14 protein-coding genes are annotated in these 13117 nt (G+C 54.3%); 6 read left to right on the top strand and 8 right to left on the bottom strand.

All coding sequences use genetic code 11. The features are described 5' to 3' along the window. Window positions 1-64: 64 nt before the first annotated feature. Together ftsH and rlmE are read right to left on the bottom strand one after the other, a co-directional pair. Window positions 65-1999, bottom strand: a complete 1935-nt coding sequence (ftsH, locus tag OSH03_RS10200) for an ATP-dependent zinc metalloprotease FtsH (RefSeq protein ID WP_013098921.1) — start codon at window positions 1997-1999, stop codon at window positions 65-67. A 102-nt stretch (window positions 2000-2101) separates the two neighbouring features. Continuing rightward, complete coding sequence (rlmE, locus tag OSH03_RS10195; protein WP_003861812.1) at window positions 2102-2728, bottom strand: 23S rRNA (uridine(2552)-2'-O)-methyltransferase RlmE; 627 nt, start codon at window positions 2726-2728, stop codon at window positions 2102-2104. A 127-nt stretch (window positions 2729-2855) separates the two neighbouring features. Here rlmE and yhbY point away from each other — a divergent pair, with 127 nt between their 5' ends. Then, complete coding sequence (gene yhbY, locus OSH03_RS10190; protein WP_003861814.1) at window positions 2856-3149, top strand: ribosome assembly RNA-binding protein YhbY; 294 nt, start codon at window positions 2856-2858, stop codon at window positions 3147-3149. 151 nt (window positions 3150-3300) lie between these two features. Here yhbY and greA read toward each other — a convergent pair whose 3' ends face one another. After that, window positions 3301-3777 carry a transcription elongation factor GreA gene (greA, locus tag OSH03_RS10185; RefSeq protein WP_006812122.1) on the bottom strand — a complete coding sequence of 159 codons (477 nt, stop codon included), beginning with the start codon at window positions 3775-3777 and terminating at the stop codon, window positions 3301-3303. Between the two features lie 228 nt (window positions 3778-4005). On the opposite strand from greA, the gene dacB reads away from it, so the two are divergent. From dacB to pmrB, 3 genes are read left to right on the top strand one after another with little or no spacing between them, the layout of a single operon-like run. Further along, window positions 4006-5439 carry a serine-type D-Ala-D-Ala carboxypeptidase gene (gene dacB, locus OSH03_RS10180; protein ID WP_266178960.1) on the top strand — a complete coding sequence of 478 codons (1434 nt, stop codon included), beginning with the start codon at window positions 4006-4008 and terminating at the stop codon, window positions 5437-5439. Between the two features lie 2 nt (window positions 5440-5441). Continuing rightward, window positions 5442-6104, top strand: coding sequence for a two-component system response regulator PmrA (pmrA, locus tag OSH03_RS10175; RefSeq protein ID WP_028014555.1), 663 nt, complete (start codon window positions 5442-5444; stop codon window positions 6102-6104). After that, window positions 6101-7144 carry a two-component system sensor histidine kinase PmrB gene (gene pmrB / locus OSH03_RS10170; protein WP_266178959.1) on the top strand — a complete coding sequence of 348 codons (1044 nt, stop codon included), beginning with the start codon at window positions 6101-6103 and terminating at the stop codon, window positions 7142-7144. Before pmrA ends, pmrB begins: the two co-directional genes overlap by 4 nt. A gap of 33 nt (window positions 7145-7177) precedes the next feature. On the opposite strand, the gene cgtA is transcribed toward pmrB, so the two are convergent. From cgtA to rplU, 4 genes are all read right to left on the bottom strand, one after another. Then, window positions 7178-8350, bottom strand: a complete 1173-nt coding sequence (cgtA, locus tag OSH03_RS10165) for an Obg family GTPase CgtA (protein ID WP_014885381.1) — start codon at window positions 8348-8350, stop codon at window positions 7178-7180. Between the two features lie 15 nt (window positions 8351-8365). Continuing rightward, complete coding sequence (locus OSH03_RS10160; RefSeq protein ID WP_266178958.1) at window positions 8366-9331, bottom strand: DMT family transporter; 966 nt, start codon at window positions 9329-9331, stop codon at window positions 8366-8368. A gap of 95 nt (window positions 9332-9426) precedes the next feature. Further along, complete coding sequence (rpmA, locus tag OSH03_RS10155; protein ID WP_004385076.1) at window positions 9427-9684, bottom strand: 50S ribosomal protein L27; 258 nt, start codon at window positions 9682-9684, stop codon at window positions 9427-9429. A 19-nt stretch (window positions 9685-9703) separates the two neighbouring features. Next, window positions 9704-10015 carry a 50S ribosomal protein L21 gene (rplU, locus tag OSH03_RS10150; RefSeq protein ID WP_003025032.1) on the bottom strand — a complete coding sequence of 104 codons (312 nt, stop codon included), beginning with the start codon at window positions 10013-10015 and terminating at the stop codon, window positions 9704-9706. 257 nt (window positions 10016-10272) lie between these two features. Here rplU and ispB point away from each other — a divergent pair, with 257 nt between their 5' ends. Both ispB and sfsB read left to right on the top strand, forming a co-directional pair. Then, window positions 10273-11244 (top strand): octaprenyl diphosphate synthase, encoded by a 972-nt coding sequence (gene ispB, locus OSH03_RS10145; RefSeq protein ID WP_028014558.1) that lies wholly within the window; start codon window positions 10273-10275, stop codon window positions 11242-11244. Between the two features lie 231 nt (window positions 11245-11475). Further along, the gene (sfsB, locus tag OSH03_RS10140) at window positions 11476-11763 is read left to right on the top strand and encodes a DNA-binding transcriptional regulator SfsB (protein WP_061096952.1); all 288 of its coding nucleotides are present in this window, start codon (window positions 11476-11478) and stop codon (window positions 11761-11763) included. Between the two features lie 61 nt (window positions 11764-11824). On the opposite strand, the gene murA is transcribed toward sfsB, so the two are convergent. Beyond that, window positions 11825-13084 carry a UDP-N-acetylglucosamine 1-carboxyvinyltransferase gene (murA, locus tag OSH03_RS10135; RefSeq protein ID WP_028014560.1) on the bottom strand — a complete coding sequence of 420 codons (1260 nt, stop codon included), beginning with the start codon at window positions 13082-13084 and terminating at the stop codon, window positions 11825-11827. Between the last annotated feature and the right edge of the window lie 33 nt (window positions 13085-13117).

Below are 13117 nucleotides of genomic sequence, written 5' to 3'. Positions count from 1 at the left end.
AAAGAAAAACCCCGGAGCAAGCTCCAGGGTTTGAGGTACAGACAAACGCTTCAACAGCAGTGACTTACTTGTCGCCCAACTGTTCTGACATGGTGTTGCCCGGGTTTGGCGTACGCGGTTCATCAACCGGACGCGGCGCGCGCGGGGTGCCATTGTTGTCAGAATTGTTGGAAGCGCCAGGGTCTTCCCAGCCTGCTGGCGGACGCACTTCGCGGCGAGCCATCAGGTCGTCAATCTGCGGTGCATCGATGGTCTCATATTTCATGAGCGCATCTTTCATCGAATGCAGGATGTCCATATTGTCGTTCAGGATCTGACGAGCGCGACCATAGTTACGTTCAATCAGCGCTTTCACTTCCTGGTCGATGATACGTGCCGTCTCATCGGACATATGTTTCGCTTTCGCCACGGAGCGGCCCAGGAATACTTCACCCTCTTCCTCTGCATACAGCAGCGGACCGAGTTTGTCGGAGAAGCCCCACTGAGTCACCATGTTACGCGCCAGGTTTGTCGCCACTTTAATATCGTTCGACGCACCGGTAGAAACGTGTTCTGGCCCGTAGATGATCTCTTCCGCCAGACGACCGCCGTACAGGGTTGAAATCTGGCTTTCCAGCTTCTGACGGCTGGCGCTGATCGCATCGCCCTCAGGCAGGAAGAAGGTCACACCCAGCGCACGGCCGCGCGGAATAATCGTCACTTTGTGCACCGGATCGTGTTCCGGTACCAGGCGGCCGATAATCGCATGGCCCGCTTCGTGGTATGCGGTGGACTCTTTCTGCGCTTCCGTCATCACCATGGAGCGACGTTCCGCACCCATCATGATTTTGTCTTTCGCTTTCTCGAACTCCACCATGGAGACTACGCGCTTGTTGCCGCGTGCGGCAAACAGTGCAGCTTCGTTGACCAGGTTAGCCAGATCCGCACCGGAGAAGCCCGGGGTACCACGCGCAATGATTGCCGCGTCGATATCCGGCGCCAGCGGTACGCGACGCATATGCACTTTCAGAATCTGTTCACGACCGCGAACATCCGGCAGACCGACCACAACCTGACGGTCGAAACGTCCTGGACGCAGCAGCGCAGGGTCAAGTACGTCCGGACGGTTAGTTGCCGCGATAACGATGATACCTTCGTTACCTTCGAAGCCGTCCATCTCAACCAGCATCTGGTTCAGGGTCTGCTCACGCTCGTCGTGACCACCGCCCAGACCTGCGCCACGCTGGCGGCCTACGGCGTCGATTTCATCGATGAAGATGATGCACGGTGCTGCCTTCTTGGCCTGCTCGAACATGTCACGCACACGAGATGCACCGACACCCACGAACATTTCCACGAAGTCAGAACCTGAAATAGTAAAGAACGGCACCTTCGCTTCACCCGCGATGGCTTTCGCCAGCAGGGTTTTACCGGTACCCGGAGGGCCGACCATCAGAACGCCTTTCGGGATCTTACCGCCCAGTTTCTGGAAACGGCTCGGCTCGCGCAGGTATTCAACCAGTTCACCCACCTCTTCTTTTGCTTCGTCACAACCGGCGACGTCAGCAAACGTGGTCTTGATCTGGTCTTCCGTCAGCATACGCGCCTTGCTCTTACCGAACGACATGGCACCTTTGCCACCGCCGCCCTGCATCTGACGCATAAAGAAGATCCAGACGCCGATAAGAAGCAGCATCGGGAACCAGGAAATGAAGATTGAAGCCAGCAGGCTTGGTTCTTCTGGCGGCTCGCCTACCACTTTGACGTTTTTGGTCAGAAGGTTATCAAGCAGCTTAGGATCGTTCACCGGGATGTAAGTCGTGTAACGGTTACTATCTTTCTTGGTAACGTTGATCTCACGTCCGTTGATACGCGCTTCGCGAACCTGGTCCTGATTGACCTCTTGCAGGAAGGTAGAATAATCCACCTTGCGGCCATTCGACTCGCTGGGCCCAAAGCTCTGGAATACTGACATCAGCACAACGGCAATGACCAGCCAGAGTATTAGGTTTTTCGCCATGTCACTCAAGGGATTAACCTCATATTACAACTGTGTTAAAAACAGCGTCAGGATACTCTATATCCAGTTTCATTCAAACTTTCGCCTGAAATCTACCGGTTATCATTTTCGCCCGGTCGCTACAATATACACTTCTCGGGAACGGGCCCGGGAAGAGTCCGGCTTACGAACTTTGACCTTCGCAAACAGGGAGCGAATTTCCTTAAGATACTCCTCGAAACCTTCGCCCTGAAACACCTTCACAACAAAACTACCACCAGGCGCTAGTACATCACGACACATTTCTAACGCTAGCTCCACCAGATACATGGCGCGGGGGATATCCACCGCCGGTGTTCCGCACATATTTGGTGCCATATCCGACATGACAACCTGGACCTTACTATCACCAACACGATCAAGTAACGCTTTCAGCACTAATTCATCACGAAAGTCGCCCTGAAGGAAGTCGACACCGACGATGGGATCCATTGGTAAAAGATCGCACGCGATGATTCGGCCCGTTCCGCCGATCTGCGTTACCGCATACTGAGACCATCCGCCAGGTGCCGCACCGAGGTCAACAACCGTCATCCCCGGCTTAAAAAGTTTGTCACTTTGCTGTATTTCATCAAGTTTAAACCAGGCACGGGAACGTAACCCCTTTTTCTGTGCCTGTTGAACATATTTATCGCTAAAGTGTTCCTGAAGCCAGCGGCTGGAACTGGCAGAACGCTTTTTACCTGTCATTTAACATTTCCGTCCTGGTTCATCGTTGCTTGCCTGTGACGTAAATTTCTACGCAGCTATTTGGCGATATAAGGGAGATGGCGGTAGAATGAACCGTTTTCAATCCCAACGTAAGCAAAAATATACGATGAATCTGAGTACTAAACAAAAACAGCACCTTAAAGGTCTGGCACATCCGCTCAAGCCTGTAGTGATGCTTGGCAACAATGGTTTGACCGAAGGGGTGCTTGCCGAGATTGAACAAGCGCTGGAACACCACGAGCTGATCAAGGTGAAAATCGCCTCTGAAGACAGAGACACTAAAAACCTGATCGTGGAAGCCATCGTGCGCGAAACCGGCGCCTGTAATGTACAGGTCATCGGTAAAACGCTGGTGCTCTATCGCCCATCTAAAGAGCGTAAAATCTCGCTGCCACGCTAAGGATATCCTGAATCAATCACATTTTCTGTGTGAAACGAGGGATTTCTTTCAGCAGGCGAGCAAAATGCCATGCTCCTTGAGTTGATAAAAGGCCGCTACGCGGCCTTTTTCTTTTCTTTACAATGTATCAACATCTTAGTGGAGAAGCGAATTACAGGTATTCAACCTTAATAATTTCGTATTCCACTTCACCGCCAGGGGTACGGATGGTGACAACATCGTCCTGCTCTTTGCCAATCAGGCCGCGAGCAATCGGTGAGTTCACCGAAATCAGGTTCTGTTTGAAGTCGGCTTCATCATCGCCCACGATGCGATAGGTCTGCTCTTCGTCGTTGTCCAGGTTCAGAACGCTGACGGTAGAACCAAAAATCACGCGGCCATTGTTAGGCATTTTGGTGATATCGATAACCTGCGCATTAGACAGCTTCGCTTCGATATCTTTAATGCGCCCTTCACAGAAACCCTGCTGTTCGCGCGCCGCATGGTATTCAGCATTCTCTTTCAGATCGCCATGCTCACGGGCTTCCGCGATAGCGGCGATGATTTCAGGGCGACGCACGGATTTCAGGAAATCCAGCTCTTCGCGCAGTTTTTCGGCACCACGTAAGGTCATCGGAATAGCTTGCATTTGTTATACCTCTTAAACATTCCTGTTGGGAGCAGTGTTCCCTGCTCCTGCCCCCCGAAGCGGGCAAGAAGCAAAAAGAAAACCGACCCGGGAGCGACGCCCCAGGTCAGCAGCAATTTTTCAATTTGATACGCATTTTACCGCGAAGTTCACTATGGGTCATCGTTTACTTTGCAGTGCCATGCACCGTAGTATGACGGTTTGTTTTCGGGTTGTTAGCGCGAGATTATGCGATTTTCCAGTTTTATCATCGGATTGACTACCAGTATAACGTTCACCGCCCAGGCCGCGAATGTTGATGAATACATTAATCAGCTCCCCGCAGGCGCGAACCTTGCCCTGATGGTGCAGAAGGTTGGCGCACAGGCTCCCGAGATTGACTATCACAGTCAACAGATGGCGCTGCCTGCCAGTACCCAGAAGGTGATCACTGCCCTCGCCGCCCTGCTCCAGCTCGGGCCTGACTTCCGTTTTACTACCACGCTTGAAACCAAAGGTAACATCGAGGGTGGCGAACTTAAAGGCGATCTTATCGCCCGTTTCGGCGGCGATCCCACCTTTAAGCGCCAGGATATCCGCAACATGGTGGCGGTGTTAAAAAAATCCGGCGTGACAAAAATCGATGGCAACGTGCTGATCGATACCTCCATTTTTGCTAGCCACGATAAAGCGCCAGGCTGGCCGTGGAACGACATGACGCAGTGCTTTAGCGCCCCGCCAGCCGCCGCGATTGTTGACCGCAACTGCTTCTCGATCTCCCTTTACAGTGCGCCCAAGCCGGATGATTTAGCGTTTATTCGCGTGGCATCTTACTATCCGGTGACGATGTTTAGCCAGGTGCGTACGCTGGCAAAAGGCTCCCCGGATGCCCAGTACTGCGAACTGGACGTGGTGCCTGGCGATCTTAACCGCTACACCCTCACCGGCTGCCTGACGCAGCGCGCCGATCCCCTGCCGCTGGCCTTCGCGATTCAGGATGGCGCAAGCTATGCGGGTGCGATTCTCAAGGATGAGCTGAAGCAGGCGGGAATAACCTACTCCGGCACGCTGCTACGCCAGACGCAGGTCAACCAGCCGGGTACGGTCATTGCCAGCAAACAGTCGCCACCGCTGCACGATTTGCTGCGAATTATGCTGAAAAAGTCTGACAACATGATTGCCGACACCGTGTTCCGCATGATTGGTCACGCGCGCTTCGGCGTGCCGGGAACCTGGCGCGCGGGCTCAGACGCTGTTCGTCAGATCCTGCGCCAGCAGGCGGGGATCGATCTGGGCAACACTATCGCCGTCGACGGATCCGGATTATCGCGTCATAACCTGATTGCCCCGGCCACCATGATGCAGGTGCTTCAGTACATTGCACAGCATGACGCTGAGCTAAACTTTATCTCAATGCTGCCGCTTGCCGGACACGACGGTTCGCTGCAGTACCGCGCCGGGCTTCACGCGGCGGGTGTGGACGGCAAAGTCTCCGCTAAAACAGGTTCACTGCAGGGGGTGTATAACCTTGCAGGTTTCATCACGACCGCCAGCGGACAGCGCATGGCATTCGTGCAGTATCTTTCCGGCTATGCCGTCGAACCGACCGACCAGCGCAACCGCCGTATACCGCTGGTTCGCTTCGAAAGCAGGCTTTATAAAGACATCTACCAGAATAACTAGCGATGAAACTCCTTATAGTTGAAGACGATCTGTTATTACAGGAAGGACTGGCTCTGGGACTCGCCAATGAAGGCTATGCCCTGGACTGTGCCGGCACCGCGGCAGAAGCCGATGCCCTGATCCAGAGCGGCGAATACAGCCTGGTGATCCTTGACCTGGGCTTGCCGGACAAAGACGGCGCGACGCTGCTCACCCAGTGGCGTCGCCGCGGCATCGCTAATCCGGTGTTGATCCTGACGGCACGCGACGCCATTGAAGATCGTATTACCGGCCTTGATGCTGGCGCTGATGATTACCTGGTGAAGCCCTTTGCGCTTGCAGAGCTTCAGGCTCGGGTGCGAGCGTTAATACGCCGCTATCAGGGCCATAGTGATAACTTACTAACCGACGGGGATATTACCCTGAATCTGCAAACCCAGCAGGTACTGCGCCAGTCCCAGCCCGTTGAAGTCACACCAAAAGAGTTCGCCTTGCTGACGCGTCTGATCATGCGAAGCGGACAAACGGTACACAGAGAAACCCTTCAGCAGGATATCTACTCCTGGCAGGACGATCCGGGGTCAAATACCCTGGAAGTCCACATCCACAACCTGCGTCGTAAGCTTGGCAAAGATCGAATTAAAACCGTCCGCGGCGTTGGCTACCGCCTGGAGAGCCAGAAATGAACAGCATGCGTCGGCGATTAATGGTGTTGCTGGCGGTCATTCTGTTATTTTTCCAGCTGATAAGCGTGATTTGGTTATGGCACGAAAGCCGCGAGCAGATTGGCTTTTTGGTGAACGAAACGCTGTCGGCAAAATCACGTAACAACCACGTCGAGAAAGAGATCCGTGAAGCGATTGCCTCGCTGCTGGTTCCATCTCTGGTGATGGTTGGCTTTACGCTATTTTTCTCGTTCTGGGCGGTCACCTGGATAACCCGACCACTGAACAAACTGCGCGTGAGCCTGGCTAACCGTTCGGCGGATAACTTAACCCCGCTTCCTATGTATTCCGACATGGAAGAAATCGGCGCCGTGACCACCTCGCTCAATCAGCTACTCGCCAGGCTGGACAGTACCATTCAGCAGGAGCGTCTCTTTACGGCTGACGCCGCCCACGAACTGCGAACGCCCCTTGCCGGAATCAGGCTCCATCTGGAGCTCATGGCCCAGTCAGGCTCTCCGCAGGCTACGACGCTCATCAGTCGTATCGACCAGCTAATGCATACCGTTGAGCAACTGCTGATGCTGGCCCGTGCCGGCCAGGCGATGGCGAGCGGCCACTATGAAACCATCAACTGGATGGAGACTATCATCACGCCTCTTGGTCTTGAGCATGAAGCCAAAGCGCACACGGTGATATGGCCGGACAAAAGTCCGCTCACGGTACAGGGAGACGCGGTACTGCTGCGGCTGATGCTGCGCAACCTGCTGGAGAATGCCGGGCGCTACAGCCCAACGGGCACCACGATTACCGTGACGCTCACCGAGGTCGAAGGCGGTACGCAGCTCAGCGTAATCGATCAGGGGCCTGGTATTGACGAAGCGCACCGACAGTCGATCACGGAGCCGTTCCGTCGTCTTGATCAGCGTTTCGGCGGCAGCGGCCTGGGCCTGAGTATCGTACAGCGCATCCTGCAGCTTCATCACGGTAGGCTGATGCTGGAGAACGGTGCTGAAGGCGGGCTGATAGCAAGCTGCTGGCTGCCCTCAACGCTGGAATAAAAAAAGCCCCCTGATGGGGGCTTTGGGCAGATATTAGTGCTTGTAGATGAACTCGACGCCTTCTTCGTCGTCTTCATCCCAGTCATCGTCCCAGTCGTCTTCCTCTTCCGCTTCCAGCTCTTCGAGCTGCTGGCGGTGGTAGTCATCCCACATGAATTCGACTTTCTCTGGCTGTTTCGCTTCTTCAGCCTGAACGACCGGGTTCTCGATGATGAAGGTCATCACATCCCAGCAGAGATCTTTCACGCCAACCTGACTTGCCGCGGAGATAAGGTAGTATTTATCTTCCCAGCCCATCGCTTCGGCAATCGCTTTGGCTTTCGCTTCGGCTTCCGCTTTATCCATCAGGTCGATCTTGTTGAAGACCAGCCAGCGTGGTTTACTCGCCAGTTTTTCGCTGTATTTTTCCAGCTCGCCGATGATAATGCGGGCGTTCTCAACCGGATCGGAACCGTCGATTGGATCGATATCAATGAGGTGCAGCAAGACGCGGCAGCGCTCAAGGTGCTTCAGGAAGCGAATACCCAGGCCAGCCCCTTCCGCAGCGCCTTCAATCAGGCCAGGGATATCAGCCACGACGAAGCTCTTTTCGTTATCCATGCGGACAACGCCGAGGCTTGGCACCAGCGTGGTAAACGGATAGTCCGCCACTTTGGGTTTCGCCGCAGAGACAGCGCGAATAAACGTCGATTTACCGGCGTTTGGCATACCCAGCATGCCAACGTCTGCCAGAAGCATCAGCTCCAGCTGCAAATCGCGCTTATCGCCCGGCGTACCCATCGTTTTCTGGCGCGGGGTACGGTTAACGGAAGATTTGAAACGGCTGTTGCCCAGACCGTGCCAGCCACCTTTTGCGACCATCAGGCGCTGACCGTGCTTAGTCATATCGCCCATGGTTTCACCGGTGCCCTGATCGATAACGCGCGTACCGACCGGAACCTTAATGGTCACGTCTTTACCGCGTTTACCGGTGCAGTCACGGCTCTGGCCGTTCTGGCCGCGCTCAGCGCGGAAGGATTTTTCAAAGCGGTAGTCGATCAGCGTGTTGAGGTTTTCATCCGCCTCCAGCCACACGTCACCACCATCGCCACCGTCACCGCCGTCAGGGCCGCCACGAGGAATATATTTTTCACGGCGGAAGCTTACACAACCGTTACCGCCATCACCTGCCACGACCAGAATCGTCGCTTCATCAACAAACTTCATTTTACTCTCCGTAACTCATTCGCCTGAGCGGGGGACTACTACGACCGCTTCATTTTTGCGCCAACGTCCCCAAAGACGATGACCAATGGCGGAATACATCGCGCCCGCAACCACGACAAACGCACCGAGATAGCCCAACAGGTTGAGCATCGGTCTGACGAAGACATCGGGCCAGGCCATTGATAACAAATCTGAAAATAACAGCGTAAACAGCGGGGTAAGCGTGATCAATGCGCTCACCTGTGCTGCCTGCCAGCGCGCCATCGCTTCCGCCAGCGCGCCATAACCGACCAGCGTGTTAAGCCCACAAAAAATGAGGCACGCCAGCTGCCAGTCGCTCAGCTGGGTAATGACGCCCGGCTTCGCTAACGGCAATAATGCCACTGTACACAAAGTGTACAGCAAAAAAAGGATCTGCTGTGAGGCCAGGCGACGCAATAACACCTTTTGCGCGACGCCATAGCTCACCCAGACCGTTGCTGCACCCACGCCGAAAATCACGCCCCAGGTGTAATCCGTAAGCCGGGTAAAAATCTCGATCAGGCTGGTGTTGAAGAACATCACCAGGCCGCATAGCAGCATGCTTGCCCCGATAACCTGCGTCCCGCGCATCTTCTCCTTGAGGATGAATACGCTCGCGACCATCATGCCCACGGGCGAAAGCTGACCAATCACCTGAGACGCCGTAGGGCTCAAATACTGCAGGGAAGAGCTGAACAGGATGAAGTTACCGAACAGACCGCCCGTCGCAATGGCCAGTAGCACCAGCCAGCGAGGTTTGCGGAAGAGTCGCAGCGGTGGAAGCTTACCTTTAATTGCAAGGATGGTCCCGAGACCAATGCTTGCCATCAGAAAGCGATAAAAGACCACCGTAGGCGGCTCCATCACTTCCAGTACCTGCTTCATTGCAATTGGCAGCGCACCCCAGCACATTGCGGTCGTGAGCGCCAAAAGAATACCAATGCCGGCCTGCTGCTTCATGCCCGTTTTCCCTACAGAAAATTTTCCGGGTTTCCAATGTAAAAAGCCCCGCAACACGTTGCGGGGCTTTAATCCGTTACCGGACCGAGAAAACCTTACTCAGCAACGATGCTGATGTATTTACGGTTGTTCGGGCCTTTAACTTCAAATTTCACTTTACCGTCTGCTTTAGCAAACAGAGTGTGGTCACGACCGCAACCTACGTTGTTGCCAGCGTGGAATTTGGTACCACGTTGACGAACGATGATGCTACCCGCCAGAACGGATTCGCCACCGAAACGCTTAACGCCCAGGCGTTTAGCTTCTGAATCGCGACCGTTACGTGTGGAGCCGCCAGCCTTTTTATGTGCCATTTAAATCTCTCCTCAGGTCTTAGGCGCTGATGCCAGTAATTTTCACATCAGTGAACCACTGACGGTGGCCCTGCTGCTTACGGTAGTGTTTACGACGACGAAACTTAACGATTTTAACTTTCTCGCCACGACCGTGTGCAACAACTTCAGCTTTGATAACGCCGCCATCAACGAAAGGAACGCCGATTTTGACTTCTTCACCGTTTGCGATCATCAGAACTTCTGCGAACTCAACAGATTCGCCAGTTGCGATGTCCAGCTTTTCCAGGCGAACGGTCTGACCTTCGCTTACTCGGTGTTGTTTACCACCACTTTGGAAAACCGCGTACATATAAACTCCGCTTCCGCGCACGTCCTCGTATGAATCAGAGTGCGCTATAAATATTCACAATAGGGCGCGAATATTACGCAAAACGCGAGCCTTTGACAAGTGCTACCGTCAATACATGAAGAAAAAAAACACAACACGTACGGTAACGTTTATCTGAGCCGTTTTTTCAGTACAATCAGCACTACTATTGATAAACCGAAACCCTTCGTTACCCCATTGAAGATGGGATCAACAGGATAAAAAGCCCGGCTTTTGCGATGAATTTAGAAAAAATCAACGAGTTAACCGCGCAAGATATGGCGGGTGTAAATGCAGCAATCCTGGAGCAACTCAACTCTGACGTTCAGCTGATCAATCAGTTGGGCTATTACATTGTCAGCGGCGGCGGTAAACGCATTCGCCCGATGATTGCCATTCTGGCTGCCAGAGCCGTTGGCTATCAGGGAAATGCCCACGTGACGATCGCCGCGCTGATCGAATTTATTCACACCGCGACGCTTCTGCATGACGATGTTGTGGATGAATCCGATATGCGTCGTGGCAAAGCCACGGCAAACGCTGCCTTCGGGAACGCCGCCAGCGTTCTGGTGGGGGATTTTATCTATACCCGCGCCTTCCAGATGATGACCAGCCTGGGCTCTCTGAAAGTGCTGGAGGTGATGTCCGAAGCCGTCAACGTCATCGCTGAAGGCGAAGTGCTGCAGCTGATGAACGTCAATGACCCCGATATCACCGAAGAAAACTACATGCGCGTTATTTACAGCAAAACAGCGCGCCTGTTTGAAGCGGCCGCCCAGTGCTCCGGCATTCTGGCCGGCTGTTCTGAGGCACAGGAAAAAGGATTGCAGGACTATGGACGCTATCTGGGTACCGCCTTCCAGCTGATTGATGATTTGCTGGACTACAGCGCGGACGGCGAAACGCTCGGCAAAAACGTTGGCGATGACCTGAACGAAGGCAAACCGACCCTGCCGCTGCTGCACGCTATGCGCAACGGAACGGCCGACCAGGCGAAAATGATCCGTGAGGCGATCGAACAGGGAAATGGTCGCCATCTTCTTGAACCTGTACTGGAAACCATGGCCATCTGCGGCTCGCTGGAATGGACCCGTCAGCGTGCTGAAGAAGAGGCTGACAAAGCCATCGAAGCTCTCCAGGTTATTCCAGACAGCCCGTGGCGCGATGCCCTGATTGGTCTTGCCCACATCGCTGTTCAGCGCGACCGTTAATCTTGCCCCCCACCTCCCCGCATCCTTCACGGGGAGGTTCAAAAACGCACCAGTAAATTCCGCATTCATGTAAATTCATCGGGTTAGAGCCCGCATGAATAAAGCCATGTCTTATTCTGAATATCCCTTCAAGTAACGCGAACTTTTTAGAACACGAATGTGAAATGGGTATAGTAAGCCAGTCGTTTCAGAAGAAACGGCGTAGGTGAATCCGAACTTAAGGACAGCGTTATGGATACGAAATTTATCGACTGGCATACGGCAGATATCATTGCGGCACTGCGCAAAAGAGGTACGTCACTTGCAGCAGAGTCGCGCCGCCATGGTCTGAGTTCTTCCACCCTGGCCAACGCCCTGACCCGCCCCTGGCCAAAGGGGGAATTAATTATCGCGACGGCGCTGGAAACGCACCCGTGGGTGATCTGGCCTTCGCGTTATCACGATCCTGTTACCCATGAATTTATCGACAGAACGCGCATGATGCGCCAGAGAAAAGTAAAAACAGAACCGCAGGAATAACGGTTTTTTTGACAGGAATAGCAACCCCCCGGTCATTTCTGGCAGGGGGCTGCCGGAACGATTACTCGCCCTTCACACGCTCGATATTGGCACCCAGCGCGCGCAGTTTGTCTTCGATACGTTCATAGCCACGATCGATGTGATAAATACGATCCACCACCGTTGTGCCTTCCGCGATACAGCCCGCCAGCACCAGGCTTGCAGACGCACGCAGATCCGTTGCCATTACCTGAGCGCCGGACAGTTTCTCAACGCCATGGCAAATCACGGTGTTACTTTCGATCTCAGCATGTGCACCCATACGGATCAGCTCCGGGACGTGCATAAAGCGGTTCTCGAAAATCGTCTCGGTGATCACACCGGTTCCTTCGGCAACCAGGTTCAGCAGGGTGAACTGCGCCTGCATATCGGTCGGGAATGCCGGATGCGGCGCCGTACGCACGGTCACCGCTTTAGGACGCTTGCCGTGCATGTCGAGGCTGATCCAGTCTTCACCGGTTTCAACATCGGCACCTGCTTCACGCAGCTTCGCCAGAACGGCATCCAGAGTGTCTGGCTGTGCATTACGGCAGACAATCTTACCGCCAGAGATCGCCGCAGCCACCAGGAAGGTGCCGGTTTCGATACGGTCCGGCAGAACGCGGTACACACCACCGCCCAGACGCTCAACGCCTTCGATGGTGATGCGGTCAGTCCCCTGGCCGGAAATCTTCGCACCCAGCGCCACGAGGAAATTGGCGGTATCCACGATCTCCGGTTCACGCGCGGCGTTTTCGATGATGGTGGTACCTTCTGCCAGCGTCGCCGCAGACATGATGGTGACCGTAGCGCCAACGCTCACTTTGTCCATGACAATATGCGCGCCTTTCAGACGGCCATTGACGGAGGCCTTAACGTAACCTTCTTCCAGCTTGATCTCTGCGCCCAGTTTCTCCAGGCCAAAGATATGCAGGTCAACCGGACGCGCGCCGATGGCGCAGCCGCCCGGCAGCGAAACCTGACCCTGACCGAAACGTGCCACCAGCGGGCCAAGCGCCCAGATAGATGCACGCATGGTTTTCACCAGATCGTAAGGTGCAGAGAAGTTGTTCACGTTGCTGGCGTCGATCCAGACGGAACCGTTGCGCTCAACTTTCGTGCCCAACTGGGTGAGCAACTTCATGGTCGTGTCGATATCTTTCAGCTTCGGTACGTTCTGAATTTCTACCGGCTCTTCCGCGAGCAGCGCAGCAAAAAGGATTGGCAGCGCGGCGTTCTTCGCGCCAGAAATTGTGACTTCGCCCTGGAGACGCGTTGGCCCCTGTACACGAAATTTATCCATTGTGTGCTCTCTTATAAATTCAACCGTGCTGCG

Source organism: Enterobacter nematophilus (assembly GCF_026344075.1).
Classification (GTDB): Bacteria; Pseudomonadota; Gammaproteobacteria; order Enterobacterales; family Enterobacteriaceae; genus Enterobacter; species Enterobacter nematophilus.
The sequence above is the reverse complement of the archived record's forward strand: the minus strand, read 5'-3'. Positions and strand labels throughout refer to the sequence as shown.

Excerpts from the sequence above, each read along its gene's own strand:
- ftsH (WP_013098921.1), bottom strand. The coding sequence starts at position 1,999 with ATGGCGAAAAACCTAATACTCTGGCTGGTCATTGCCGTTGTGCTGATG.
- rlmE (WP_003861812.1), bottom strand. The coding sequence starts at position 2,728 with ATGACAGGTAAAAAGCGTTCTGCCAGTTCCAGCCGCTGGCTTCAGGAA.
- yhbY (WP_003861814.1), top strand. The coding sequence starts at position 2,856 with ATGAATCTGAGTACTAAACAAAAACAGCACCTTAAAGGTCTGGCACAT.
- greA (WP_006812122.1), bottom strand. The coding sequence starts at position 3,777 with ATGCAAGCTATTCCGATGACCTTACGTGGTGCCGAAAAACTGCGCGAA.
- dacB (WP_266178960.1), top strand. The coding sequence starts at position 4,006 with ATGCGATTTTCCAGTTTTATCATCGGATTGACTACCAGTATAACGTTC.
- pmrA (WP_028014555.1), top strand. The coding sequence starts at position 5,442 with ATGAAACTCCTTATAGTTGAAGACGATCTGTTATTACAGGAAGGACTG.
- pmrB (WP_266178959.1), top strand. The coding sequence starts at position 6,101 with ATGAACAGCATGCGTCGGCGATTAATGGTGTTGCTGGCGGTCATTCTG.
- cgtA (WP_014885381.1), bottom strand. The coding sequence starts at position 8,350 with ATGAAGTTTGTTGATGAAGCGACGATTCTGGTCGTGGCAGGTGATGGC.
- OSH03_RS10160 (WP_266178958.1), bottom strand. The coding sequence starts at position 9,331 with ATGAAGCAGCAGGCCGGCATTGGTATTCTTTTGGCGCTCACGACCGCA.
- rpmA (WP_004385076.1), bottom strand. The coding sequence starts at position 9,684 with ATGGCACATAAAAAGGCTGGCGGCTCCACACGTAACGGTCGCGATTCA.
- rplU (WP_003025032.1), bottom strand. The coding sequence starts at position 10,015 with ATGTACGCGGTTTTCCAAAGTGGTGGTAAACAACACCGAGTAAGCGAA.
- ispB (WP_028014558.1), top strand. The coding sequence starts at position 10,273 with ATGAATTTAGAAAAAATCAACGAGTTAACCGCGCAAGATATGGCGGGT.
- sfsB (WP_061096952.1), top strand. The coding sequence starts at position 11,476 with ATGGATACGAAATTTATCGACTGGCATACGGCAGATATCATTGCGGCA.
- murA (WP_028014560.1), bottom strand. The coding sequence starts at position 13,084 with ATGGATAAATTTCGTGTACAGGGGCCAACGCGTCTCCAGGGCGAAGTC.